The following is a 23,999-nucleotide window of genomic DNA, read 5'->3' as shown; positions in this document are numbered from 1 at the left end:
CACTGAAATGCAGTGAAGGTCACGACTAATCCCAGAAAGAAAAAGGTTATGTCCAGGTTCAAGTCCGATTTCCTCCGCACGCTCGATGAGCGCGGCTTCATTCACCAGATCTCCGATGAGGCAGGTCTCGACGAACTGTTCGCCAAGGAAACCGTGACTGCCTATATCGGCTATGACCCGACGGCGCCCAGCCTTCATGCGGGTAGCCTCATTCAGATCATGATGCTGCACTGGATGCAGAAGACAGGCCATCAGCCAATTTCGCTGATGGGCGGCGGCACCGGCATGGTGGGCGATCCGTCTTTCAAGGACGAAGCGCGTCAGTTGATGACCATCGATACGATCGAGAGCAACATCGCCTCGATCAAACGGGTGTTTTCGAACTACCTCGACTACGATCGCGCGGATAAGCCAGCCTTGATGATCAACAACGCCGACTGGCTGCGTGACATCAACTATCTCGAGTTCCTGCGCGATGTCGGTCGGCATTTCTCAGTCAACCGCATGTTGTCCTTCGAAAGCGTCAAGACACGCCTAGACCGCGAGCAGTCGTTGTCGTTCCTTGAGTTCAACTACATGATTCTCCAGGCCTACGACTATGTAGAGCTGAACAAGCGCACTGGCTGCAGGCTGCAGATGGGTGGTTCGGACCAGTGGGGCAACATCATCAACGGGATCGATCTCGGCCATCGCATGGGAACGCCGCAGCTTTACGCGCTGACCTCGCCACTTCTGACCACATCTTCAGGTGCGAAGATGGGCAAGTCGGCCAACGGCGCTGTCTGGCTCAACCCCGACATGCTGTCGGCCTACGACTTCTGGCAGTACTGGCGCAACACGGAAGATGCGGATGTTTCCCGCTTCCTTAAACTCTACACCACACTGCCAATGGACGAGATCGCTCGGCTTTCAGCGCTGGGCGGTTCGGAGATCAATGAGGTCAAGAAGATCTTGGCGACCGAGATCACCGCGATGCTTCATGGTCGGGAAAACGCAGAACAGGCTGCCGAAACCGCTCGCAAGACTTTCGAGGAAGGTGCGCTTTCCGACAACTTGCCGTCGATCGAAGTGCCGAAGACAGACTTGGAAGCAGGCATTGGTCTTCTCTCGCTGATCGTGCGTGCCGGTCTTGCCGCGTCCAACGGCGAAGCCCGTCGGCACGTTCAGGGTGGTGCGGTGCGCATCAACGACGAGAACGTTTCGGACGAGCGCAAACTTATCGGCTCGGGCGAAGTGACAGCAGATGGCGTCATCAAGCTTTCGCTTGGCAAGAAGAAGCACATTCTGGTGCGCCCAGCCTGATCCATTTGCCAAAGTCTAAGGGCTGCGAAAGCGGCCCTCAGATCATCCCAAGCTGCAATGCAACGCGGCCCCACACTTCGCGACATCAAAACTCGGGAAACTCGAGCTTCGAGGTATCATAGCCGAGTTCCTTTGCCTTCTTGACCATCACAGCCAGCTTGGCTTTAGACGGCACGGAGCGAGAATAAATCCACAGATTCTCCAGGTCCGGCGTTGCGCTGATAAACCACGTATTGTCCGGCGAGTTGTAGAGCACCCAGTAATTGAAGGTGATGAAGAGCGGATAGCGAACCCGCATCTTCGCCTTGGTCGTTTTCGCGTCCGTTATTGTCCCAATACCTTCGACCGTCTTGAGCTTTCCGGTCGGCGATCCTTCGCGGCATCCATCTTCAACCAGCACCTGCCCGGGCGAGGAACCAGGCTTATAAATCGAATAGCCTGCCACGCAGCCATCGGTCAGCCACATGGGTGTTCTGCCAATTTCAAGCCACTTCCCTCGGTAGTGCGACATGTCGGTCTGCGCAACCGCTGGCGCTTTCGCCATCTCGGCCTGCGCTGGGGAAAAGAAGCTAATGCCCAAGGCGCACGAGACGAGGCCTGCGCTGGCCCATCGAAGCAGTGTGTTCATGCTGGTTCTCCGCAAAGGTGTCGCCGGAAACGCTTGGCTTCCAGAGCGGTTGCATCAACAAGATGGTGATGAGGATCAGGCGGTCACAGCGCGCCCATCCGGATATTCTGCCGGTCCCTTCACCTCCAACAAATTACCGAAAGGATCGCGGATATAAAAGGAATGCCCCATTCCACGTGCACCGCCATGCATCGCCTCACGCTCGATGATCACGCCATGATGTTCCAGGTGCGCTCGCAATGCATCGTGCTCGAACGGTCCCGTCGCGATGCAGATATGATCGACATTTCGTCCACCGGCCACCGGTGGCGCAGCTTTCTGGCCGCCTGGGTGAGTGATATCCCACAAAACGATCAGCGACGCGCCGCACCAAACCTGCTCCATGCCGAGTGCCGGATAGGAATAGCCGGGCCGGCATCCCAGTACCTCATGGTAGAAGGTGAGAGCCTTTTCCATGTCGTCGACCAGCAGCACGACGTGATCTATTCCCACAAGCGAAAACGGTACATTCGATGTCACGAAAAATCCTCCCAGAATGACGCTCACAAACATCACGCAATGGCGGACAGGGTCAACTGCAAACCTTACTTGGTTTCTTCCAGGCAAAGCTGGAGTAGCAGTTCGTTGACCGAGGTCTCGCGACCCACCTCAATCTTTTGCAAGGAGAGACGTGATGCCTCCTCGCCGACGAAGCGATTGAACGCGACCGCCCGTTGAGCAAACTTGTCGATCAGAAACCGTGGATCGGGATCGCGCGAATCGTAATCGCTCTCTGCTCCGATCCGGCGCTCCAGCACGCCCTCGGCAGCAACGAGCCAAATTGCCCGCACATGCTGCATATCCAACTGCGAAACGAGTTCCGGCAGAAGTGCTGAGCCCTCTAAGACAAGACGCTCTCCGCTCTCGATCAGAGGCAGCACGAGTGGGCTCCACATGGAGCGATAATGGGCGAGCACGGATTGCATCATCTGATCCAGCGCCAGATCGCGATAATGTTCAACGACATGCGGTGGCGGTAGCTCAGGCGGATCGCGCCAGGGCCGTCCAGGATGCTTCGCCAGACTGTCGGTCGAAATGCAACGACAACCGAGATAGTTGGCGACGGCCTCACCCAGCGTAGACTTCCCTGCATGGGAAGATCCGCCGATGAGACACAAGCGGGCAGTCATGAGCGTCCTCGTGCAGTTCGTGCAGGGCAACAAGAACGCGACGAATAGATGTTGGGAAAGGCAATTTTAAGGGGGATTACAAAGCCAAGTGGCACGCCCTAGGGGAGTCGAACCCCTCTTTTCAGAATGAAAATCTGACGTCCTAACCGATAGACGAAGGGCGCGTGCGCTTGGTTTGTGGCGCCCTTATAGTCAGAGGTTTTCGATACCGCAAGCGGTAAAATGCAGGATTTGACAAAAAAATGACATCGCAGTCGCAACGCCCTGAATAACAAGGATTACCTATTCAAAACAAAAGCTTGTTCGATAGCAAAAAGCCCGCTGCACCGGTTGGGACAGGTGCTGCGGGCTTCTCATCTCGATGCGTATCCGCATCGAGAAGCAGGTCCTCAGAGAAAACGCGTCCAGCTCAATGTGAACGCCTTTCGGGTCTCTTCATAGGCTTCCGTTCGGGACAGCCCGATATCTGCGAGTTGTTCAGGGGAAAGATCGTAGAGGCTCAGCCGGCTTTGCCGTTTGACATACCAGAAGGCGAGGCGCTGCAACACGCGGGCGAGAACGCTTTGCGTTTCCGTCGGCATAAAAAGCCTGGCGGGTGTCATCTGATCGCGGACAAACCTTGCCGGTGTCGGCTCAACGCTCTCCTGTTCCGCTACTGCTAGATATTCTTCCATCCTGCGCATGATTGTACCTGCCTGGCGTTCTGCCCTTCTGCTTGATCTTCGAGACAATCAATACAATTGACATATATAGGGGTACAATGCATATATTGTCACCATGACAAATTGGCTTCCAAACCTCGCCGAGGGCTCCGGCCCAATCTATGTCCGCCTTGCCGACCATATCGAATCTGCGATTGAAGATGGCGTTCTGGCTCCGGGCACAAAACTACCGCCGCAACGAAATCTCGCCTTCGACCTGGGGGTTACGATCGGCACCATTAGCCGAGCCTACTCGCTAATTCACGAGCGTGGCCTCGTCAGCGGCGAAGTTGGTCGCGGAACCTATGTGAATGACCGCAAGCCTGCAGAGGCGGCGCAGAAGGCGGCCGAGAGCCCCTTCGGCGGCACAAGGGTGTCATTGGCGGCGCCCGGCCAGATCGCCTTCAATGGCACCGCAGCGCCGGATAATGGCCAACAGGAGGTCATCGCATCGCATGTGACCGACATTGTCAGGGAAAAGCCGTCCGAGATCATGGACTACACCCGCTCCTTCCCATCCTTCTGGGCGGAAGCGGGTGCAAGGTGGCTTTCCCATCAAGACTGGTCTCCCAAGCCGGAACATGTTGTCACAACGCTTGGCGCCCATGCGGGCGTGATGAGCATCATCACCGCCATGACCGCGCCCGGGGACCGCATCGTCTTCGAACCCGTCACCTATTCTCAAATCAGCCGCGCCGCCTCGCTTTCCGGTCGGCGGATATCGATCGTAGATATTGATGCCCAAGGCATCATCCCGGACGAGTTCGAACGGATCTGCGCACAGCAGCACCCGAAGATCGTTTTTCTGATGCCTGCCGGTCAAAATCCAACCTGCTCAACACTCCCGCTTAAGCGCCGCAAGGCAATCGTCGAGATCGCCCATCGCCACAATGTCTGGATCGTCGAAGACAATCTCTACGGCGCAATGACCGGCAACCCCCTACCGCTGATCGCCGAACTTGCGCCGGACAGAACGTTCCTTGTGAACGGCCTTTCAAAATCGGTCAGCGCGGGCTTGCGTGGCGGCTGGGTGGCCTGCCCGCCCGCCTTCGTCACGCGCATTCGCGTGGCTCACAAGATGCTGACCGGTGGCATTCCCTTCCTGATGGCGGAGCTTTCTGCGCGACTGGTGATCAGCGGCGATGCGGACGGCATTCGAAAGGGATGCATCGAGGAGATCGAGGCGCGAAAAGCCATCGTCAGCGAAACCTTGAAGGGGGTGGATTTCAATAGCGCGCCGGGCATCGCTTTCGTCTGGGTGAAACTTCCCGAACCCTGGCTTTCCGGCACCTTCCGCAATGCGGCGATGAACGAGAATGTCCTGATCGACGATGAAGACGAGTTCAAGCCAGCCAGAACCGACCGGATCTTCCATCGGGTGCGGATCAGCTTCTCGCTGCCCAAGACCCATGACGAATTAAAACGCGGGCTCGGTGTCCTCAGAAGGCTGCTCGACAACGGTTCTGCGGGCTACGACAGCATTGAATAGAGGCGACGAAGACGCTGAATTGAAGGCCTGCTGAGGCATTTTCCTGTCGCAAGAATGCATGTCTTAGGGTAAAGAACCGGAAATTCCCGTACCGGCTCGAACCCCGTGAGACCTATGACACTTCCAAATCATATTCAGATCACCCCGGAACTCGTTGCATCCCACGGGCTGAAGCCCGATGAATATCAGCGCATTCTCGACCTGATCGGACGCGAGCCGACCTTTACCGAACTTGGCATCTTCTCCGCCATGTGGAACGAGCACTGCTCCTACAAGTCATCGAAGAAGTGGCTGAAGACGCTGCCGACCAAAGGTCCGCGCGTCATCCAGGGGCCTGGCGAGAACGCCGGCGTGGTGGACATCGACGATGGCGACTGCGTCGTCTTCAAGATGGAGAGCCACAACCACCCATCCTATATCGAGCCCTATCAGGGTGCGGCAACCGGCGTCGGCGGCATTCTGCGTGACGTCTTCACCATGGGTGCGCGCCCGATCGCCGCGATGAATGCGCTGCGTTTCGGCGCTCCTGACCACCCGAAGACCCGCCACCTTGTGGCAGGCGTCGTTGCCGGCGTTGGTGGCTATGGTAACTCCTTCGGCGTTCCGACGGTGGGCGGCGAAGTGGAGTTCGATCCGCGTTACAACGGCAACATCCTCGTCAACGCCTTCGCAGCCGGTCTGGCAAAGTCCGATGCCATCTTCCTGTCGGAAGCCAAGGGCGTTGGTCTTCCTGTCGTCTATCTCGGCGCCAAGACCGGTCGTGACGGCGTCGGTGGTGCAACGATGGCCTCTGCGGAATTCGACGAGTCTATCGAAGAGAAGCGTCCGACCGTTCAGGTGGGCGATCCCTTCACCGAGAAGTGCCTGCTGGAAGCCTGCCTGGAACTGATGAAGACGGGTGCCGTCATCGCCATTCAGGACATGGGTGCCGCAGGTCTGACCTGCTCCGCCGTCGAAATGGGCGCCAAGGGTGATCTCGGCATCGAGCTGAATCTCGATCAGGTTCCGGTTCGCGAAGAGCGTATGACCGCCTACGAAATGATGCTGTCCGAAAGCCAGGAGCGTATGCTCATGGTTCTCGAGCCCTCCAAGGAAGAGGTCGCCAAGGCGATCTTCGTCAAGTGGGGACTGGACTTCGCCATCGTCGGCAAGACCACCGACGATCTGCGCTTCCGCGTTCTGCACAATGGCGAGGAAGTCGCCAATCTGCCGATCAAGGAACTGGGCGATCAGGCACCGGAATATGACCGTCCGTGGACACCGGCAAAGGTCTCCGCGCCGCTTTCCGAAAACGACATTCCGGAAACCGATATTGCAGATGCGCTCATCAAGCTTGTCGGCTCGGCCAACAATTCATCGCGCCGCTGGGTTTACGAACAATATGACACGCTGATCCAAGGCAACTCGCTGCAGCTGCCGGGCGGCGACGCGGGCGTTGTGCGTGTCGAGGGCCATGAGACGAAGGCGCTTGCCTTCTCCTCCGACGTCACTCCGCGCTATGTGGAAGCAGACGCCTTCGAAGGCGGCAAGCAGGCTGTGGCCGAATGCTGGCGCAACATCACCGCCACCGGCGCACTGCCACTGGCGGCAACCGATAACCTGAACTTCGGCAATCCAGAAAAGCCGGAGATCATGAGCCAGCTCGTCCATGCCATCAAGGGTATCGGCGAAGCCTGCAAGGTGCTGGAATTCCCGATCGTATCGGGCAACGTCTCGCTCTATAACGAGACCAACGGCCAGGCTATCCTGCCGACCCCGACCATCGGCGGCGTGGGCCTTCTGAAGGACTGGTCGAAAATGGCGCGTATTCGCTTTGCTGCAGCTGACGAGGTCATTCTGCTCGCTGGCGCGCCTGAGGGACTTGGTACCCACATTGCCCAGTCGGTTTACATGCGCGACATTCATGGCCGCATCGATGGCCCTGCCCCGCATGTCGATCTGGACAACGAAAAGAAGACCGGCGACTTTGTTCGCACCGTCATCACAGCAGGCCTGACGAGCGCGGTTCACGATTGCTCCTCCGGCGGCCTCGCTCTAGCGATTGCCGAAATGGCAATGGCATCGGACATCGGCGCGACCATCGAAACGGTATCCGGCAACAACCCGATCCTGGCTTTCTATGGCGAAGATCAGGGCCGTTATGTCCTGACCGTCAAGCAGTCCGATCTCGAAACCGTCAAGGCGCAGGCTGCTTCGGCAGGCGTTTCGCTCGCCGTTATTGGCAAGACCGGCGGCTCTTCGGTAAAGCTGGGTACGGCGCGCGCGGTCGAGATTAAAGAATTGCGCAATGCCCATGAATCGTGGTTCCCTCAGTTCATGGACGGCGAGACACTCGTCGCAGCAGAATAAGAATTGAGGAGTAGACACCATGCCCATGAAGCCCGGCGACATTGAAGACATGATTAAGGCTGGAATTCCCGGAGCTAAGGTCACCATCCGCGATCTGGCCGGTGACGGCGATCACTACGCCGCTGAAGTCGTGGCAGACGCCTTCAAGGGCAAGACGCGCGTGCAGCAGCACCAGATGGTCTATGACGCATTGAAGGGCAATATGGGTGGCGTCCTGCACGCATTGGCGCTGCAGACCTCCGCGCCTGAATAAGGCTCTTTCGCTGATCAACAAAAGGCCCGCGTGATATTCGTCACGCGGGCCTTTTCGTTGCGGCATTGTGTTTATTGAAACGCTGGCGGCGGCACGTCGGACTTCAGGCCGACAAAGGACGCAGCCGGCAGCGGACCGGCTGTCAGCAGCGTAAAATCGAAGCCGGACTTTCGGTCCGATCCCAGCACATATTGGCGATGCATGCGCAGAAAGTTCAGCTTGTTCTTGCGATAGCGCTCGTCCGAAAGCGAATGCTTGAATTTGATCCGCACGATCTTGGGCTGGCCAGCATCGCCATGCCCGGTCAGGTGCGCCGTGTTGCATTTGTAGAGATGGATGGGATCGGACAGACACTGGATATCGAACCATGTCACCTCGCCGTGGCGCGCAAGCGTCCCGATGCTGTCGCGAAGGCGCGTGGCTTTGGCAATGAAAGCGCATTGGAGTGCTGCACCGCCCAAAGTCACGAAAGAGACATTGCGTCTATCAAACGCATCCGGTTTCAATTCCAGCACACGCCCCGCCACCGCCAGCGCCAGGCTCGCGCCCATGCTGTGCGATACAAACAGCACCTCATCTGAGGATGTTTGGAGAGCGAGCAGGACCTTCTGCGCCTTGTCCTCGATCCAGGCACGCGCGACCGGCTCGTCGCGGCCCACCATCAGCGCAAACCGCCAGTCGGCAAACAGATGCAAGGTGTGAAATCGCCCGGAGAACGGGATGACGCCCTTGTAGAAGAACAGCCATGCTGCTGGCACGCTCAAAAGACAGAGGAGCGGCGAAACATGCAGCAGCAGCGGCAAGACCGCGATCAACGCCGCGAGCAGGAGGCCCGTGAAGATGAGTAGATAGGGAAAAAGGAAAAATAGGCCGAAACGCCAGGCGTGACGAAAGTATCGGAATGCCGCGCCGCTGGTGATAATCTCGGCCCCGGCCTTGAAGCCGAGCAGAACCTGCTTCCAGATGGGAGGCGCTCTTAGGTCATAAATGATTCTGTTATGGTCATGAATATAGATGGTGCTTTTCGTCTTCTGACCGTCGGAGATCGAGACCGCCTCTACGCAACTACCAGCCTCAACTTCTTGAACCGGACCGACCCCATAGTGGAGACCAAAGGTCTTGCCGGATTGAGCGGCACTGCGCTCATAGCGACGGTGATGAGCGGCAGCATCCAAAGGATCAAAGCCGGGGAAATAGAAAACGAGACGTGAGGAGACAGACGCCATAAAACGAGCCAAGGGTTCAAAACCTGAAGGTTGCGAAGAGCCCAAAAGGATCGCTTGATACAATGGGTGTCGCCCATATAGTAAACACCGTGGCTTAATTATGTTTTATATCATAAGCGGCCCAGAGGATTTTGTTGCGGAGCGGAGAAGATCTTGTCGAAAATCGTTGATCAGATCATCGGGAGTGTCGTGAAGGGCGCCATGTCGGAGATCCTGTCGAAGACAGGCGTTCGGAAGACACGACGGGCAAGAGGAAAGGCGAAAGCCGGCACATCGCTCGGCGGCGGTATCCTTGGCGGCATTCTGGAGGCAGCCCTCGGCGAAAAACCTGTGCGAAAGAAAAAGCCGACGCCCGCCAAGAGGCAGGTCAGCAAACGCCGGACCGCTGCCGCGCGCAGCAAGCAACGCGCGAGATAGCCGCAATTCGTGTCACTTCTGTTGGTGCCTCATCAGTTCCGACACGGTGACAAACTGGAAGCCACGCTCCCGCAAACCGTCGATGATCTTGGGTAGAGCCTGGCGAGACGCTTCGCGGCTTCGATACATGACATGCAGCAGAATGATCGAGCCGCTCTTGGCGTTCTGGATCACGTACTCCGCAATCGCATCTGCATCCTCAGCGATGTCTGGGTAGGATTCCGGCTCGACATCCCAGGTGATTGAAGTCCTCCCGGTCTGCGATAAGTACCACGGCAGGGTCAGCAGCTTCTTGCCGTAGGGTGGCCGAAAATAGATTTCGCCCTGATACCCCGCCGCACGAATGGCGCGATCCGTTCGCTCGATCTCGTCGCGCACCTTGTCGAAGCCCATCAGGCTCATATTGGAATGGGAGAAGGAGTGATTGCCGATCTCGTGACCGCGCCGGACGATATCGGCCGCGAGCGCTGGCGTTTCCTCCATTTCCCGACCTGTGAGGAAGAATGTCGCCTTTACGTTCTTTCCATCCAGCAGGTTCAAGACGTCGCGCGTATAGCGAAGTGTGGGGCCATCATCGAGAGTGAGCGCCACGAGGGGCTCGCTCGTCTCCACCCGCGGCACGATCGTTCCAAACAGCTGATAGCCACGCGCCTTGCTCAGTTGGAACAGCCCAAACACTAAGAGCAGGATCACCACCAGCGCGATGATCCAAACACCAAATTTGCGCATGTCGGGCCTCGGCGTTGGTTGAATGGAGCATCAGGGCACCACACCTTCGGGGCAGCATCATGACTGTCTGTTCCAATTCCGACCGCCCTTGGTTTTTTCGCCTTTGCGACTGGAAATAACGATATTCCATGTTATTTAAGAGCGAACGAAGCAGCGGCCTTGACCCGCATGTGAAAGGAATACAGCCATGAGCGGCATTCACGACCTGATCGACAACGAAGTGAAGAGCAACGACATCGTTCTTTTCATGAAGGGCACGCCCCAGTTTCCGCAGTGCGGTTTCTCCGGACAGGTGGTCCAGATTCTCGATTATCTCGGCGTGGACTATAAGGGCGTCAACGTCCTTGCCGATGCCGATATCCGTCAGGGCATCAAGGACTATTCCAACTGGCCGACGATCCCTCAGCTCTACGTCAAGGGTGAATTCCTCGGCGGCTGCGATATCGTAAGAGAAATGTTCCAGTCCGGCGAACTTCAAAGCCAATTCCAAGAACAGGGTATCAGCGTCCGCGGCGCGGCCTGATTTCGGCCGGTTCATCCGGCCCACCCTGATTGTCAGAAAACTATGCCAGGCGTTGCGTCATGCAACGCCTTTGCCGTTCTTTTTGAGGCAATCCTGTGACACATCCACCACAAACGACCGCTTCGCCCGCAGGCACCATGGGGCGCGCGGAATTCATCGGGCTGGCTGCCATGCTGATGGCGCTCAATGCTCTTGCCATCGACATCATGCTTCCTGGCCTGCAGGAAATCGGCGCATCGCTTGGCGTCGATAACGAGAACCATCGACAATACGTCGTCTCTGCCTACCTGCTCGGCTTCGGTATCGCCCAGCTCTTCTACGGTCCGCTCGCGGATCGCTTCGGGCGCCGCAAGCCGATGCTGTTTGGCCTTGGCATCTACATCCTGTCGTCCATCGCCGTGATCTTCGTGCCGAGCTTTGCCGGCCTTCTGGCCCTTCGGTTTATCCAGGGTATCGGCTCTGCGGCCACGCGCGTCATCACCGTTTCCATCGTTCGCGATATCTATGGCGGGCGTCAGATGGCCGAAGTCATGTCACTGATCATGATGGTGTTCATGGTGGTCCCGGTCATCGCACCTGGCACAGGTCAAATCGTGCTGTTCTTTGGTGACTGGCACCTGATCTTCGGCTTCATGGCCGCGATCGCTGCCGTCGTGACGGTCTGGATGTACATTCGGCTTCCCGAAACGCTACGGCCCGAGGACGTGCGTCCGCTGACCGTCTCATCCGTCCTCACCGGCTTCAAGATCGTTCTCACCAACCGTGTTGCGCTCTGTTACACGATCGCCAGCATGATCATCTTCGGTGCACTGTTCGGCTTTATCAACTCGGCCGAACAAGTCTATAAGGGCATCTACGATCTCGGCGCCTGGTTTGCTGCCGCCTTTGCCGCTGTCGCGCTGTTCATGTCGCTGTCATCCTTCCTGAACTCCAAGCTCGTCGGGCGTTATGGCATGCGCAAGCTGTCACACGGCTCCCTGCTGGGCTTCATCGGCATCAACTTCGTCTGGCTGCTGATGATGATCCTCGGTCCCCAGCCAATGCCATTTGCGCTCTTCATCGTGATGTTCGGCCTGTCGATGTTCCAGTTTGGTTTGATTGGCTCGAACTTCAATTCCCTTGCCATGGAGCCGCTTGGTCACGTGGCCGGGACCGCATCGTCCGTAATCGGCTTTCTCGGAACGGTGGGTGGCTCGCTGATCGGCGCCGGCATCGGTCAGGCTTTCAATGGCACGGCGCTGCCCATGGTCAGCGGCTTCTTCATCGTCTCCATCATCGGCCTTGTGTTCGTTTTGATCGGCGAAAAGGGCACGCTGTTCCAAGCTCACAACAAGCCGACGCACTGACACAAGCCTTCAAAGATAAAGCAAAGGCGCGGCTGCCATGACAACCGCGCCTTTTTTGTGCCGTCGTTCAGTCGATCAGACCGTAAAAATCTTCTCACGCAGCACGGTCCATGTTTCTTTGTCAGGGGCCAGCAGCAAGCCACCGCTCACATGATTTGGCAGATAGGGAGATCCGTCGAAGCGCGCCGCATAGGCGCCCGCCTCCTGTGAAATCAGCGTGCCAGCCAAGTGATCCCAAGGCATCAGCTTGTTGTACATCAGAAAGTGCATGTGGCCGCCGCAGAAGATGCGGTATTCATGCGCTGCGCAACGGTAACTGGTGAAGAGCCTGACATCGGCAAGATTGTTCAAGAGGCGACGGCGCGTCTCGACCTCGAAGTAGCCGGTGTTGGCGATACCCACCATCTGTGAGAGTTCCGGCGCCGGAACCACCTGCAACTGCGTCTGGGAGCCATCGGCGCTGCAAAGCCAGGCACCGGAGCCCTTCTCCGCGATCACCCAGTCATTGCCCATCGGATCAAAGATGATGCCTCCGACCGTCTCACCCTTGGAGACGACGCTCAGCATCACGCCAAACAGCGGCAATCCGGCAGCAAAGTTATAGGTGCCGTCGATTGGGTCCACGACCACCGCAAGATCCGCATCCCCAAGCTTCTCCAGAAGCGATGGATCTGCAGCGACCGCTTCCTCGCCGACAAACAGGGCGTCGGGCATAAACTCGGCGACACGGGCGCGGATCAAGCGCTCTGCCGCCTCGTCTGCCTCCGTTACCAGATCGATTGCCTCGGTTTTCACCCGCACGTCACCCTCGCCGAGATTTCGGAACCGCGGGAGGATTTCCACCGCCGCCGCTTCCTGTAGGGCATTGGCAAGCGAGGCGATGTCGAGTTCGACGGACATGGGAGGTTCCTTTACATGTTCAGATCAAAGACCGAGAATGTCCCGGCGCAGCATCTTCCAGCTTTCCTTGTCTGGTGCAGAAAGGATGCCACCCTCGGTATCTCCTGGGCGGTAGGGCGTGCCATCGAGCTTCACCGTGTAGCCGCCCGCTTCCTGATGGGTTAGCACGCCTGCCAGATGGTCCCAAGGCATAAGCTTCTCATGACCGATGAAATGCAGCTTGCCTGTCGCCACCAGCCAATATTCGTGCGCCGAGCAATTCAGGGACAACGCCATCTTCGTCTTGGCCATATTTGCAGCGATCACCGGTCGGCGGTCGGGATGGCTATGACCCCAGGAAAAGATACCTATCATGTCCGAAAGACCGACGGGCTCGGCGACGCGCAGTTTCGCTTCGCTGCCGTTTGCGCGTTTCAGCACGGCGCCTGCGCCTTTGACTGAGACGATGCTATCGCCCATCACCGGATCATGAATGACACCAGCGACCGTTTCACCTTTGACGGTCACGGCAAGAAGTGTCCCGAAGGCTGGAAAACCGGAGGCGAAGTTGAATGTGCCGTCTACGGGATCGATCACGAAGGCAAGCGGCGCATCGCGAAGTGCCGGAATGACGGAACGGTCGGCATCATAGGCTTCTTCGCCAACGATATGCGCGGTCGGGAAACGCTGCAGCAAGGCTGCAGTGATCTGCTTTTCCGCAAGGACATCCGCTTCCGTGACGAGGTCGACAGCCGATGTCTTCTCGGAAATGGCCGAAGCGCTGAGATTGCGAAAGCGCGGCATGATTTCGCTGGTACCGGCATGGGCAACGGTTGCAACGAGGAAGTCGATATCTGAATCGGAAAGGGTCATTGAAAACAATCTGAATAGGTGAGGAATGCGCCTCACCTATTCCTCTAGGATGACGGATCCGTGACAGTCAGGCCGGAAAAATCAAACAGCTTTGTATCCAGCAGATGCGAGGGATTGACGTGCGCGAGTGCCCGCAACATCACGTCCTTGCGACCAGGCATACGCCGTTCGATATCGGCCAGCATGTCCTTCATGGCATTCCTTTGCAAACCATCCTGGGAACCGCAAAGATCGCAGGGAATGATGGGGAACTGCATTGCCGCTGCGAATTTCGCCAGGTCGTCCTCGGCGGAATAGGCAAGTGGGCGTAGCACCATCAAGTCGCCTTCGTCATTCATCAGCTTCGCCGGCATGCCAGCAAGCCGGCCGCCATGGAAGAAATTCATGAAGAAGGTTTCCAGAATGTCTTCGCGGTGATGGCCCAGAAGCAGCGCGTCGCAGCCCTCTTCGCGCGCTATGCGATAGAGATTGCCACGGCGAAGACGAGAACAGAGGGAGCAATAGGTCGCACCCTCAGGGACTTTCTCTTTCACGATCGAATAGGTGTCGCGATATTCGATGCGATGCGGCATGCCGATCTTCGTCAGATAGTCCGGCAGGATGTGCTTTGGAAAGTTCGGCTGGCCCTGGTCGAGATTGCAGGCAATCAGTTCGACAGGCAGAAGGCCACGCCATTTCAGATCGAGCAGCAGCGCCAGAAGACCATAGCTGTCCTTGCCGCCTGAAAGGCCCACCAGCCAGCGCTTCTGTCCCTTCAACATGCCGAAATCGTCGAAGGCCTGTCGCACGTTTCGCAACAGCCGCTTGCGCAGCTTGTTGAAGGAGACGGAGCGCGGCGCATCGGTAAAGAGCGGATGCGAGCCACCAGCCTCTTCGACCTCGCCGGCGTCCTGAATGTCATCGATCTGTGCGGCAATGGTCATGGTCATCTCGCTGTCTGATCCGCTTGAAAGCGGTTAATGACAGGCAATGCCCTCATATAGGCGCAAGATCAAGCCCCGAATACGGACCAGCCCATGCGGTTCGCCAGCATTTCAAGCGCATCCGAGCCGAGCGCGGAGTTGCCGACCTTATTGAGACCCGGCGACCAGACGGCAATCGACGCCTTGCCCGGCGCCACTGCCAGAATGCCCCCGCCGACACCGCTCTTGCCGGGAAGACCGACGTGATAGGCAAAGTCGCCCGACCCATCATAATGGCCGCAGGTCAGCATCAGAGCATTGATACGTCGAGCCCGGCGATCCGACACCACCGTGTGCCCCGTCAGGGGATTGCGTCCGCGATTGGCGAGGAACAGCCCTGCCCGTGCCAACTGCACGCAGTTCATCGAGAGCGCGCACTGGTGGAAATAGACACCGAGCGTATGGTCGACAGGATGGTGAATATTGCCAAAGCTTCGCATGAAGTTTGCGAGCGCGAAATTGCGAAAACCGGTGGCCTGCTCGGATTTGGCGACGGTGTTGTCGATCGAGACCGTATCATCGTTGGAGAGGTACCGGACGAAACGCAGCAACTCGCCGATGGCCTCTCGCGGCTGGTGTCCCGCGAGCACCATGTCGGTCACAACGATTGCACCCGCATTGACAAAGGGGTTGCGGGGAATGCCGTGTTCATGTTCGAGCTGAACGATGGAATTGAACGACGAGCCAGAAGGCTCGCGTCCGACACGCTTCCAGACGGACTCACCGGCTTTGCCGAGCGCAAGCGTCAGCATGAAAACCTTCGAAATACTTTGAATCGAAAAAGGAACGGCGGCATCGCCCGCAACGAAAGTCTCGCCTTCGACGGTGGTGACGGCAATGCCGAACTGTTTCGGATCGATCTTGGCAAGCTCGGGAATATAATCCGCGACCTTCCCCTCCCCGAGGTGGTTCTTCATCTCGTCATAGATGGAGTTGATGACCGTCTGAATGTTCTGCATGCCCTGCCCCGATACAGCAAAAGCGCCCGTAGGGCGCTTTTGTCAGATGTTTCAGCCGCCTCAGATGGAGGTTGAGCGCGCCTTGGTGGTGGTGGCGAACGCCTTCATCACATAGCTGTCGCGATCATAAACGTCGTCGAAATACTGCACCTTACCGTCCTTGTCCGGCCATGCTGTAAAGTAGGCGACATAGACCGGAATTTTCACCGGCACGGACACTGCACGGTTTTCACCGGCTGCAATCTGCTTGTTGACGTTGTCGATCGTCGTGCCGAGAACGGCCGCTGCCATGCGGCGCGGATCGACAAGACGGATACAGCCATGGCTCAAAGCACGCATATCGCGGTTGAAGAAACTCTTCGATGGCGTGTCATGCATGTAGATTGCATGGCTGTTCGGGAAGAGGATCTTCAGATCGCCCAGCGCATTGTCGCTGCTTGGCGGCTGGCGAACCGAGATCGCGTTGGTCGAACCATACCAGTTTACGCTCGACGACGAAACGGCCCGGCCATTGACTGAAACCTCATAGCCGAGGCGGTCGAGATAGGATGGGTCATTGCGCAGCTTTGGCAGCATTTCATTGACGATGATGGACTGCGGAACGCCCCAATAGGGGTTGAACTCGACAGTCTCGATTTCATCCTGGAAGAAATAGGTCTGGTTGGTCTTCGAACCGATGACCACCTTCATGCCAAACTGCTCTTTGCCCTGATCATGGTAATAGGCCATGAAGGCAGGCTGATTGATGAACACATAGCGGTCGCCGAGATCTGCCGGCAGCCAGCGAACCTGTTCCATCGCAACTTCAAGCTTGGCGATCTTCGCCTCGTTGCTATCGCCCGTCATGGCACGAACGGTGGCGCGACCAATCACGCCATCGGCCTTCAAACCGTTTTCGCTCTGGAAAGCCTTGACCAGATCGACCAGCTCCGGCGTGTACTGCGTCGTTTGCTGATAGCCTGTCAGGGCCGGTGCATGCTGCGACTTCAGCGCCTCGGACGAACGATGCTCGATCGCCTTCACCACATTGGCGAGTTCAGGGTTATCTTCGCCAGGCTTCAGCACCAGATCGGAGCGGACAGCGATCTTGTTTTCACCGGACTTGTCCTCATCAAGAAGCTTGACCAGTTCCGCCTTCAGTGCCTGATATTCCGGGTTGGAAGGCTCACGCGACTTCAGATAGGCCGTCACATCCGGGCTCAATGCTGCAAGCTTCAGAACCGGGGAAAGATTGACCGTCTTGCGCTTGAAATCGTGATAGCCGGAAAGCTTGTTCGGATCGATGCGGCCGCGGGTGGTGTCCTGGACATAGCCAAGAACCTTTGCGGAGAGGGCAAGCTCGAACTGCATCATCGCGCGGTTGACCGGCTTGGCCTCGGTTTCCGTGGCACTCACCGTCTGGACTTCGGCCTGAGGCTCACCGGCGATGCTGGCCGTGACGTCGGAAGAGGGAGCTGAGATGCTGTAGTCGGCCGGGTCCAGGCCGCTGTCGCCCACGGTTTCGAAGAAGGCGAGAACGGCAGACGCGCGCTCGTTGATATCGCCATTGGAAACCCAGATCGGTTTTGCGCCGCCAGCATAGTAAGCTTCGAGCGCCTTGGCGATCTCAGGCGTTCCCGAGACTTTTACGCCGGCATAGTCCGGGCCGAACTTTGACGTATCAACCGCACGGGTGCCATCTGCCTTGTAGGTGTAATAGCGCGGACCGGAAATGCGCGGTGTCGGCTCCGGATCGATATCGCCACCGACCGGAGCGTTTTGCTGGACGACGCCTGGAAGGCCACGGTCTTGGCGTTCGCGCTCGATCTTACCAGGACCGCCACGAAGCAGATCCATAAGGGTGATGGCGCTGGCTGGAGCTGGAATGCCCGCTGAGACGGAAACACCGAGAGCCAGTATGAACGCCGCCGATTTTTTTCCTGAAGTGATCTGCAATTTGGTCCTCATTGCGTCCAGCGCCATCATCCATTGACGCGCAAATAAAACATTGTCTGTCTAGCTGATTGGCCTTCGCTTGAAAAGGAAACGCGCAAAGCCCGATCTCGTGCCAGAATTGTCCTGCCGTTCGTCAAAAAACCTCTGGCAATCTCCTTAATTTTTGGCAGGAATAGTTAAATTTCTCTTTAATTTCGAAGCATTGCAGAAAGATGTTTTTTCATCTGTTAAGCCTGAAGCGCCATGGAATTGTCTCTTTTGCGAACGTTACCCAAAAGTCACGTCAATTGACTTTCGAATCTGCGGCAAAATCTGACGCCCTGCGGCGCGTGAGGCTTTCCAGAGTTGCGGGATGGCTCTATATGTCGGCCCGCGCGCAAGACGGGCTTGAAACGCCGCCTTGCCACCGGAACACAATGGAGAGGCACCAACGATGACAGCCACACGCACGGAAACTGATACTTTTGGCCCGATCGAAGTCGCCAGCGATCGCTACTGGGGCGCGCAGGCCCAGCGCTCGCTCGGTAACTTCAAGATCGGCTGGGAAAAGCAGCCCACATCCGTCATCCGTGCGCTCGGCATCGTCAAGCAGGCAGCCGCACGCGCCAACATGGCGCTCGGTGGCCTCGACGCTCAACTCGCCGAGACGATCGTCAAGGCGGCTCAGGAAGTCATCGACGGCAAGCTGAACGAGCATTTCCCCCTCGTCGTCTGGCAGACGGGTTCGGGCACCCAGTCCAACATGAATGCCAATGAAGTGATCTCCAACCGGGCCATCGAAATGCTCGGCGGCGTGATGGGCTCGAAGAAGCCGGTTCACCCGAACGACCACGTCAACATGAGCCAGTCGTCCAACGACACCTATCCGACGGCCATGCATATCGCCTGCGCCGAGCAGATCGTTCATCACCTGCTGCCGAGCCTCAAGCACCTGCATGCCGCGCTCGACAAGAAGGCGAAGGACTTTGCCCACATCATCAAGATCGGCCGCACCCATACTCAGGATGCAACCCCTCTGACGCTCGGCCAGGAGTTTTCCGGCTATGCGGCGCAGGTAGCATCATCGATCAAGCGTATCGAACTGACGCTGCCCGGCCTTTGCGAACTGGCACAGGGCGGCACTGCCGTCGGCACCGGCCTCAACGCGCCTGTCGGCTTTGCCGAAAAGGTTGCCGAAGAGATTGCCACCATCACCGGCCTGCCCTTCGTCACCGCTCCGAACAAGTTCGAAGCACTGGCCGCTCATGACTCGATGGTCTTCGCCCATGGCGCGATCAACGCGGCGGCAGCAGCGCTCTTTAAGATCGCCAACGATATCCGTTTCCTGGGTTCCGGGCCACGCGCCGGTCTCGGCGAACTTGCATTGCCGGAAAACGAGCCAGGCTCCTCGATCATGCCAGGCAAGGTCAACCCGACCCAGTCCGAGGCGCTGACCCAGGTCTGCGCCCACATCTTCGGCAACCAGGCCGCCATCACCTTCGCAGGATCGCAGGGCCACTTCGAGCTCAACGTCTATAACCCGATGATGGCCTACAACTTCTTGCAGTCCGTCCAGCTTCTGGGCGATGCAGCCGTTTCCTTCACCGACAATTGCGTGGTCGGCATCGAAGCGCGCGAAGACAACATCCGCAAGGGCGTGGAGAACTCGCTCATGCTCGTGACCGCGCTAAACACCAAGCTCGGCTATGACGCCTGCGCCAAGATTGCCAAGACCGCGCACAAGAACGGCACGACGCTGCGCGAAGAGGCTGTCGGTGGCGGATATCTGTCGAACGAGGAATTCGATCAGTACGTCCGTCCGGAAAACATGATCGGCCCTAAGTAATGACAAAGGTCAGGCAACGGGTCGCACTCGTTGTCTGACCACACTCCCCATCTCAGGCTTTTCTGAAATACTATTTACAGCCATTAATTTTCGTAGATAAAATCTTTGCGAGACTGTAACTGGATTCCGTGTTCACGTGCGATTCTCGGAGAAGGCTACGCCCAAGAACACGCCGACTTTCCATGCAGCATCAACAATCGGTTGGGGAACCATCGTTGAGGCGTGTCGGTCAGAACAAAAACGGGACGATCTGGGGACACATCATGAATACGGGGCCGACACAAAATTTTCCCGGAGCAGACGTGGCGAGCCAAATCTTGCACGCCATGCGCAGCATGGGTATCTCGCCCATTCCCCGCAATTACAATCTTTTCTACGAAGCCTTCATCGGCTCCAACCCCGCTCTTTCCAAGGAACTGCTGCAGCTCGGCAGCAAGGCGACCCAGGAAGAACTGGACGAACTGGGCACCCGCTACTTCAACCATAGCCACAGCAAGATCATCGAGACGGTTCACGAGAAGCTGCATCTCGAGCTGGACGCCTTGCTCACTGTTTTGAAGCACGAGCAATCAAGCCTTGAGAAATACAATCGGCTGCTGGATGAAACGCGCGAGCGGATCACGGTCAAAAGCGCGACAAGCACCTCACTCGTTGGCGCGGCCATCGCGATCCTTTCAGAAGCAACCGGGACCAAGATCGCCCAAGGCGAGAGCAGTTCCAAAGACTTGGACAGACATGCTGAAGAGATGCAGCAGGTTCGTCTTGAACTGGATGAATACAAGCGCATCGCCAATACAGACTCGCTCACTCGTCTGTCGAACCGCCGGGCCTTCGATGAAAGGCTCGCATCGACCTACGATACGAGCTTCGGGCTCCATCTGTCGTCCCTGATCCTGCTGGACATCGATAACTTCAAGCGCGTCAACGATACTTACGGCCACCCCGTCGGAGACAAGATTCTTGCAAGCGTTGCATCGGTCATCCGCAAGTCGGTCCGTAAGGATATCTTTGTGGCCAGAAATGGCGGCGAGGAATTTGCGATCATCGTAGACAACATGAATGCCGACGAAGTGCGGGAGATGTGCGAGCGCATTCGCCTCTCGCTCGAAAAGACCCCGTTCCGAAACTCGAAGACCGGCGTGGATTACGGGCAGATTACCGTTTCCATCGGTTACGCAATGGCCTCTCAGGCGCAAAATCCTGTCGAACTCTACGCCCGTTCAGACGTCGCGCTCTACAATGCCAAGACGTCCGGGCGCAACCGCACCATCATGTTCGAAGACGGGATGCAGAAAAACTACTCCGGCAAAAGCTGGCTGATCTACCGGACGTAAGGATCGGGCTCAGCGGCGCGCCGCTGATCTCATGGGAATCGCACTTTTCACCACATGGTTTTCGCCGCGCGCTCCGGCCACTCTTTGTCGTATGTCTCCTTGTCGAAATCCGCTTTGGCCGCTTTCAACAATGCGCCGGGTGTCGGCAGCGACTTCGGATCGATGAAGTTTTCGGGATTCCACAGCTCGGAGCGGATCAGCGCACGGGCACATTGGAAGTAGACTTCGTCGATGGTGACCACCGTCACCGTGCGCGGGTTCTTCCCATCCATCACGAAGCTCGCGAGCAACGCGGGTTCTGCCGACACCACCGCCTTGCCGTTGATGCGCATTGTGGTGGTCGAACCGGGGACGAGGAACATCAGGGCTACACGCGGGTCCCGCACGATGTTCATGAGAGAATCGACGCGATTGTTGCCGCGCCAGTCTGGCAGCAGAACGGTTTTCTCATCCTGAACCCGAACGACACCGCCCTTGTCGCCGCGCGGCGAACAGTCCATTCCCTCCGGCCCGACGGTTGCCAGCGCCAGAAAGGGTGCCGCCTCGATCATCTTGCGGTATTCGGGCGTGAGAGTTGACGTGACTTTGACCAGGGAAGCCTCGGAGCAACCGTCATAGATTGCCTTCAACTCCTCAACAGAACGAATAATTCCCATAAACCCTCACTCCCGATTAAGCTGTCTTTCCACAAAGCGTCAGCCGCTGGCCTCTGCCTCTTCACGTGCTTCGCGTTGCGCGCGCTCGCGTGCTGTCCTGGCAGCCACGAGATCGGCGGGCGAAGCATTGCCGCGTATCAGCGACCGGCCCGCATAAATACCGCCCACGACCTCGATCGCAAAGCGCTCGACATCCACATCTCGAAACTCTTCCACCAGCCGCTCGGCTGTATCCCGTTCTTCACCGACGGAGGTCAGGGCCTTCTGCGAGAAATCCAGCGCCGATTCATAGGTTTCGCGGATCTGATAATCGACGCCGGCCTTGACCAGATCGATTGCGTGACCGCGATCGAAAGCGCGGGCCAGAACCGGTACGAGGGGAAACTCGTGCTTGACGATTTCGGCAATGCGGATCGCAGCCTCCTTGTCATCGATGCAGATCAGCACCGCGCGTGCGGTTGCGGCGCCAGCTGCATGCAGGATCTCCGAGCGTGCGCCATCGCCATAATAGACCTTGAAGCCAAAATCGGCCGCATCGCGGACAAAATCCGCGTCCTTGTCGATCAGCGACAACGTGTAGCCCCGCGCGAGCAGCGGCTGGCTAACGATCTGACCGAAGCGGCCGAAGCCAATGATCAGAATGCTGCCCTCGACATTTTCGGGAAGCTCCAGACCATCCGTGTTGGGCTTTGCCGCCGGCATGATCCGGTCATGGGCAATGACCATCAAGGGCGTCAGTATCATCGAGATGATGATCATCGCGGTCAGCACCGCATTGGTTTCGGCATCGAGAATGCCTGCAGTGGATGCGGCGGAATAGAGGACGAAGGCAAATTCGCCGCCCTGCGCCATCAGCACGGCACGCTCGATCGCCTCACGCTGGCAGGTACCGACGAGGCGGGCCACGCTGTAGATCAACAGCGCCTTGACGAACATATAGGCAATGACGCCGATGACCACGATCTTCCAGTTGGCAGCAATCACCGAAAGATCGATCGCCATGCCGACGCCAAGGAAGAAAAGCCCAAGCAGGATGCCGCGAAACGGCTCGATATCGGCTTCCAATTGATGGCGAAAAGCGGACTCGGAGAGAAGCACGCCGGCAAGAAAGGCGCCCATCGCCATGGACAAGCCACTGACCTGCATCAGCAGGGCTGATCCGAGAACGACGAGCAGAGCCGCAGCCGTCATGACCTCTCGCGCACCGGAAGACGCAAGCAACCGGAAGAGAGGATTTAGTAGATAGCGACCGGCAAAGATCAGCGCAATGGTCGCAGCCAAAGCAATACCGATCGAGGAGAGCCGCTCCGCCATCGTGACTTCTTCGCCGCCACTGCCGAGGAATGTGACCAGCACCAGAAGTGGCACGATTGCCAGATCCTCGAAGAGAAGGATGGCGATGATACGCTGCCCTTTTAACGTCGATAGGCTGTTGCGCTCTTGAAGCATCTGCATGACGATGGCGGTGGATGTGAGAACGAAACCCGTTCCCGCGACGAAGGATGGAATGATTGCGAAGCCGAAAGCCACGCCGATCATCGTCAGGCCACCGATACAGACCATCACCTGAAGCGCGCCGAGACCGAAGATGTCCTTACGCATGGACCACAGCCGTGAGGGCTGCATTTCAAGACCGATGATGAAGAGGAACATCACCACGCCGAGTTCGGCGATATGGATGATTGCCTGCGGATCGGAAAACGCACCTAAGCCGAAAGGGCCGATGACAAGACCGGCCGCGAGATAACCAAGAACCGAGCCGAGACCAATGCGCTTGAAGATGGGCGCTGCCACCACACCGGCGGCCAGCAGGACGACCACTTGGGCCAGATCATTCGCATTTCCCTCGACGGCCAAGTGTCACCTCCATATTGAAATCAAATGCAAGTTCCCTAACGGAACCGCGGCTCCCTGCTCAAGCCTTTTTCCGCGAGTTCCTGTTCGTAACTCTGGAACAGTGCGTCTCCTTTTTCGCCCAACTCCTGGAGATAGCGCCAGGTAAAGATACCGCTGTCATGCCCGTCATCGAATGCGATGCGTACCGCATAGTTGCCCGTGGCGACCACGTTGCGGATCGCCACATCGCGCTTGCCCGGCACCGTCACCTTCTGCCCGGGACCATGTCCCTGAACTTCCGCCGAAGGGGATAGAACGCGCAGCATCTCGGCGGGGAGCGTGTGAGAGACACCATTATCGAACACCACAGTCAGGTGTTTGCGATCTTTGGAAACCCGCAATTCGGTGGGCCATGCCTGATTGTCGCTGCTGCTCATAATTTCTGATCGTTCTATCGAGGTGTGAAGATTTGACGCCCGGCACGTTAACCGACCGTTGGTTCGTCATAGCAGCCTGTGGCAACAATGGCTATCGCGCGAGGCCATCGGTTTGAAGCGCAGGTCCACGCGCTCTTGCTTACAGGCCTATGGTTCGAGAGGATTGCAAAA

Annotated in this window: 23 protein-coding genes and 1 tRNA gene; 9 read left to right on the top strand and 15 right to left on the bottom strand. The window is 57.6% G+C overall.

Features of this window, described 5'->3' with window-relative positions:
• The first annotated feature begins 48 nt into the window (after window positions 1–48).
• Complete coding sequence (gene tyrS, locus AC07U5_RS20135) at window positions 49–1,302, top strand: tyrosine--tRNA ligase (RefSeq protein WP_494724052.1); 1,254 nt, start codon at window positions 49–51, stop codon at window positions 1,300–1,302.
• An 85-nt stretch (window positions 1,303–1,387) separates the two neighbouring features.
• On the opposite strand, the gene AC07U5_RS20130 is transcribed toward tyrS, so the two are convergent.
• From AC07U5_RS20130 to AC07U5_RS20110, 5 genes are all read right to left on the bottom strand, one after another.
• Window positions 1,388–1,930, bottom strand: a complete 543-nt coding sequence (locus AC07U5_RS20130) for a lipocalin family protein (protein WP_494724051.1) — start codon at window positions 1,928–1,930, stop codon at window positions 1,388–1,390.
• A 75-nt stretch (window positions 1,931–2,005) separates the two neighbouring features.
• Entirely contained in the window at window positions 2,006–2,449 is a 444-nt protein-coding gene (locus AC07U5_RS20125) for a VOC family protein (protein WP_274101316.1), read from the bottom strand.
• 65 nt (window positions 2,450–2,514) lie between these two features.
• Window positions 2,515–3,099 carry a hypothetical protein gene (locus AC07U5_RS20120; RefSeq protein WP_494724050.1) on the bottom strand — a complete coding sequence of 195 codons (585 nt, stop codon included), beginning with the start codon at window positions 3,097–3,099 and terminating at the stop codon, window positions 2,515–2,517.
• An 89-nt stretch (window positions 3,100–3,188) separates the two neighbouring features.
• Window positions 3,189–3,263: transfer RNA gene (locus AC07U5_RS20115), tRNA-Glu, on the bottom strand.
• A 225-nt stretch (window positions 3,264–3,488) separates the two neighbouring features.
• Window positions 3,489–3,782, bottom strand: a complete 294-nt coding sequence (locus AC07U5_RS20110; protein WP_113225859.1) for a DUF1127 domain-containing protein — start codon at window positions 3,780–3,782, stop codon at window positions 3,489–3,491.
• A 94-nt stretch (window positions 3,783–3,876) separates the two neighbouring features.
• On the opposite strand from AC07U5_RS20110, the gene AC07U5_RS20105 reads away from it, so the two are divergent.
• The 3 genes from AC07U5_RS20105 (at window position 3,877) to AC07U5_RS20095 (ending at window position 7,891) form a co-directional block, all read left to right on the top strand.
• Window positions 3,877–5,289, top strand: a complete 1,413-nt coding sequence (locus AC07U5_RS20105) for an aminotransferase-like domain-containing protein (protein ID WP_494724049.1) — start codon at window positions 3,877–3,879, stop codon at window positions 5,287–5,289.
• Between the two features lie 114 nt (window positions 5,290–5,403).
• Complete coding sequence (gene purL, locus AC07U5_RS20100; RefSeq protein WP_494724048.1) at window positions 5,404–7,638, top strand: phosphoribosylformylglycinamidine synthase subunit PurL; 2,235 nt, start codon at window positions 5,404–5,406, stop codon at window positions 7,636–7,638.
• Between the two features lie 19 nt (window positions 7,639–7,657).
• Complete coding sequence (locus AC07U5_RS20095; protein WP_003516012.1) at window positions 7,658–7,891, top strand: BolA family protein; 234 nt, start codon at window positions 7,658–7,660, stop codon at window positions 7,889–7,891.
• Window positions 7,892–7,962: 71 nt separating this feature from the next.
• On the opposite strand, the gene AC07U5_RS20090 is transcribed toward AC07U5_RS20095, so the two are convergent.
• On the bottom strand, window positions 7,963–9,117 hold the full coding sequence (locus AC07U5_RS20090) for a hypothetical protein (RefSeq protein WP_494724047.1): 1,155 nt from the start codon (window positions 9,115–9,117) through the stop codon (window positions 7,963–7,965).
• 153 nt (window positions 9,118–9,270) lie between these two features.
• Here AC07U5_RS20090 and AC07U5_RS20085 point away from each other — a divergent pair, with 153 nt between their 5' ends.
• Complete coding sequence (locus AC07U5_RS20085) at window positions 9,271–9,534, top strand: hypothetical protein (protein ID WP_112953898.1); 264 nt, start codon at window positions 9,271–9,273, stop codon at window positions 9,532–9,534.
• Window positions 9,535–9,546: 12 nt separating this feature from the next.
• On the opposite strand, the gene AC07U5_RS20080 is transcribed toward AC07U5_RS20085, so the two are convergent.
• Window positions 9,547–10,263: a polysaccharide deacetylase family protein gene (locus AC07U5_RS20080; protein WP_112953900.1), complete on the bottom strand. Its 717-nt coding sequence runs from the start codon at window positions 10,261–10,263 to the stop codon at window positions 9,547–9,549.
• A 187-nt stretch (window positions 10,264–10,450) separates the two neighbouring features.
• On the opposite strand from AC07U5_RS20080, the gene grxD reads away from it, so the two are divergent.
• A complete protein-coding gene (gene grxD, locus AC07U5_RS20075; protein WP_062424286.1) occupies window positions 10,451–10,786 on the top strand; it encodes a Grx4 family monothiol glutaredoxin in 336 nt (111 codons plus the stop codon).
• Window positions 10,787–10,923: 137 nt separating this feature from the next.
• Window positions 10,924–12,132 carry a multidrug effflux MFS transporter gene (locus AC07U5_RS20070; protein WP_112953902.1) on the top strand — a complete coding sequence of 403 codons (1,209 nt, stop codon included), beginning with the start codon at window positions 10,924–10,926 and terminating at the stop codon, window positions 12,130–12,132.
• 75 nt (window positions 12,133–12,207) lie between these two features.
• Here AC07U5_RS20070 and AC07U5_RS20065 read toward each other — a convergent pair whose 3' ends face one another.
• The 5 genes from AC07U5_RS20065 to AC07U5_RS20045 form a co-directional block, all read right to left on the bottom strand.
• Window positions 12,208–13,032: an inositol monophosphatase family protein gene (locus tag AC07U5_RS20065; RefSeq protein ID WP_494724046.1), complete on the bottom strand. Its 825-nt coding sequence runs from the start codon at window positions 13,030–13,032 to the stop codon at window positions 12,208–12,210.
• A 24-nt stretch (window positions 13,033–13,056) separates the two neighbouring features.
• On the bottom strand, window positions 13,057–13,884 hold the full coding sequence (locus AC07U5_RS20060; protein ID WP_112953906.1) for an inositol monophosphatase family protein: 828 nt from the start codon (window positions 13,882–13,884) through the stop codon (window positions 13,057–13,059).
• 44 nt (window positions 13,885–13,928) lie between these two features.
• Entirely contained in the window at window positions 13,929–14,807 is an 879-nt protein-coding gene (ttcA, locus tag AC07U5_RS20055) for a tRNA 2-thiocytidine(32) synthetase TtcA (protein WP_494724288.1), read from the bottom strand.
• Window positions 14,808–14,875: 68 nt separating this feature from the next.
• Window positions 14,876–15,805 carry a glutaminase gene (locus AC07U5_RS20050; RefSeq protein ID WP_494724045.1) on the bottom strand — a complete coding sequence of 310 codons (930 nt, stop codon included), beginning with the start codon at window positions 15,803–15,805 and terminating at the stop codon, window positions 14,876–14,878.
• Window positions 15,806–15,865: 60 nt separating this feature from the next.
• Window positions 15,866–17,752 carry a L,D-transpeptidase family protein gene (locus AC07U5_RS20045; protein ID WP_494724044.1) on the bottom strand — a complete coding sequence of 629 codons (1,887 nt, stop codon included), beginning with the start codon at window positions 17,750–17,752 and terminating at the stop codon, window positions 15,866–15,868.
• A gap of 421 nt (window positions 17,753–18,173) precedes the next feature.
• On the opposite strand from AC07U5_RS20045, the gene fumC reads away from it, so the two are divergent.
• Window positions 18,174–19,565 carry a class II fumarate hydratase gene (gene fumC / locus AC07U5_RS20040; protein WP_062424281.1) on the top strand — a complete coding sequence of 464 codons (1,392 nt, stop codon included), beginning with the start codon at window positions 18,174–18,176 and terminating at the stop codon, window positions 19,563–19,565.
• Window positions 19,566–19,828: 263 nt separating this feature from the next.
• On the top strand, window positions 19,829–20,899 hold the full coding sequence (locus tag AC07U5_RS20035; protein ID WP_062424611.1) for a GGDEF domain-containing protein: 1,071 nt from the start codon (window positions 19,829–19,831) through the stop codon (window positions 20,897–20,899).
• Between the two features lie 47 nt (window positions 20,900–20,946).
• On the opposite strand, the gene AC07U5_RS20030 is transcribed toward AC07U5_RS20035, so the two are convergent.
• The 3 genes from AC07U5_RS20030 to AC07U5_RS20020 are packed head-to-tail and all read right to left on the bottom strand — an operon-like array spanning window position 20,947 to window position 23,828.
• Window positions 20,947–21,555: a pyridoxamine 5'-phosphate oxidase family protein gene (locus AC07U5_RS20030; protein ID WP_494724043.1), complete on the bottom strand. Its 609-nt coding sequence runs from the start codon at window positions 21,553–21,555 to the stop codon at window positions 20,947–20,949.
• Window positions 21,556–21,594: 39 nt separating this feature from the next.
• Window positions 21,595–23,412, bottom strand: a complete 1,818-nt coding sequence (locus AC07U5_RS20025) for a monovalent cation:proton antiporter-2 (CPA2) family protein (RefSeq protein WP_062599966.1) — start codon at window positions 23,410–23,412, stop codon at window positions 21,595–21,597.
• 35 nt (window positions 23,413–23,447) lie between these two features.
• The gene (locus AC07U5_RS20020) at window positions 23,448–23,828 is read right to left on the bottom strand and encodes a gamma-butyrobetaine hydroxylase family protein (RefSeq protein WP_494724042.1); all 381 of its coding nucleotides are present in this window, start codon (window positions 23,826–23,828) and stop codon (window positions 23,448–23,450) included.
• Window positions 23,829–23,999 lie beyond the last annotated feature (171 nt).

This window comes from Agrobacterium sp. GW821-FHT02D03, assembly GCF_059421725.1.
Note: the sequence above shows the minus strand (reverse complement) of the source record. Positions and strands in the feature narration are given on the sequence as shown.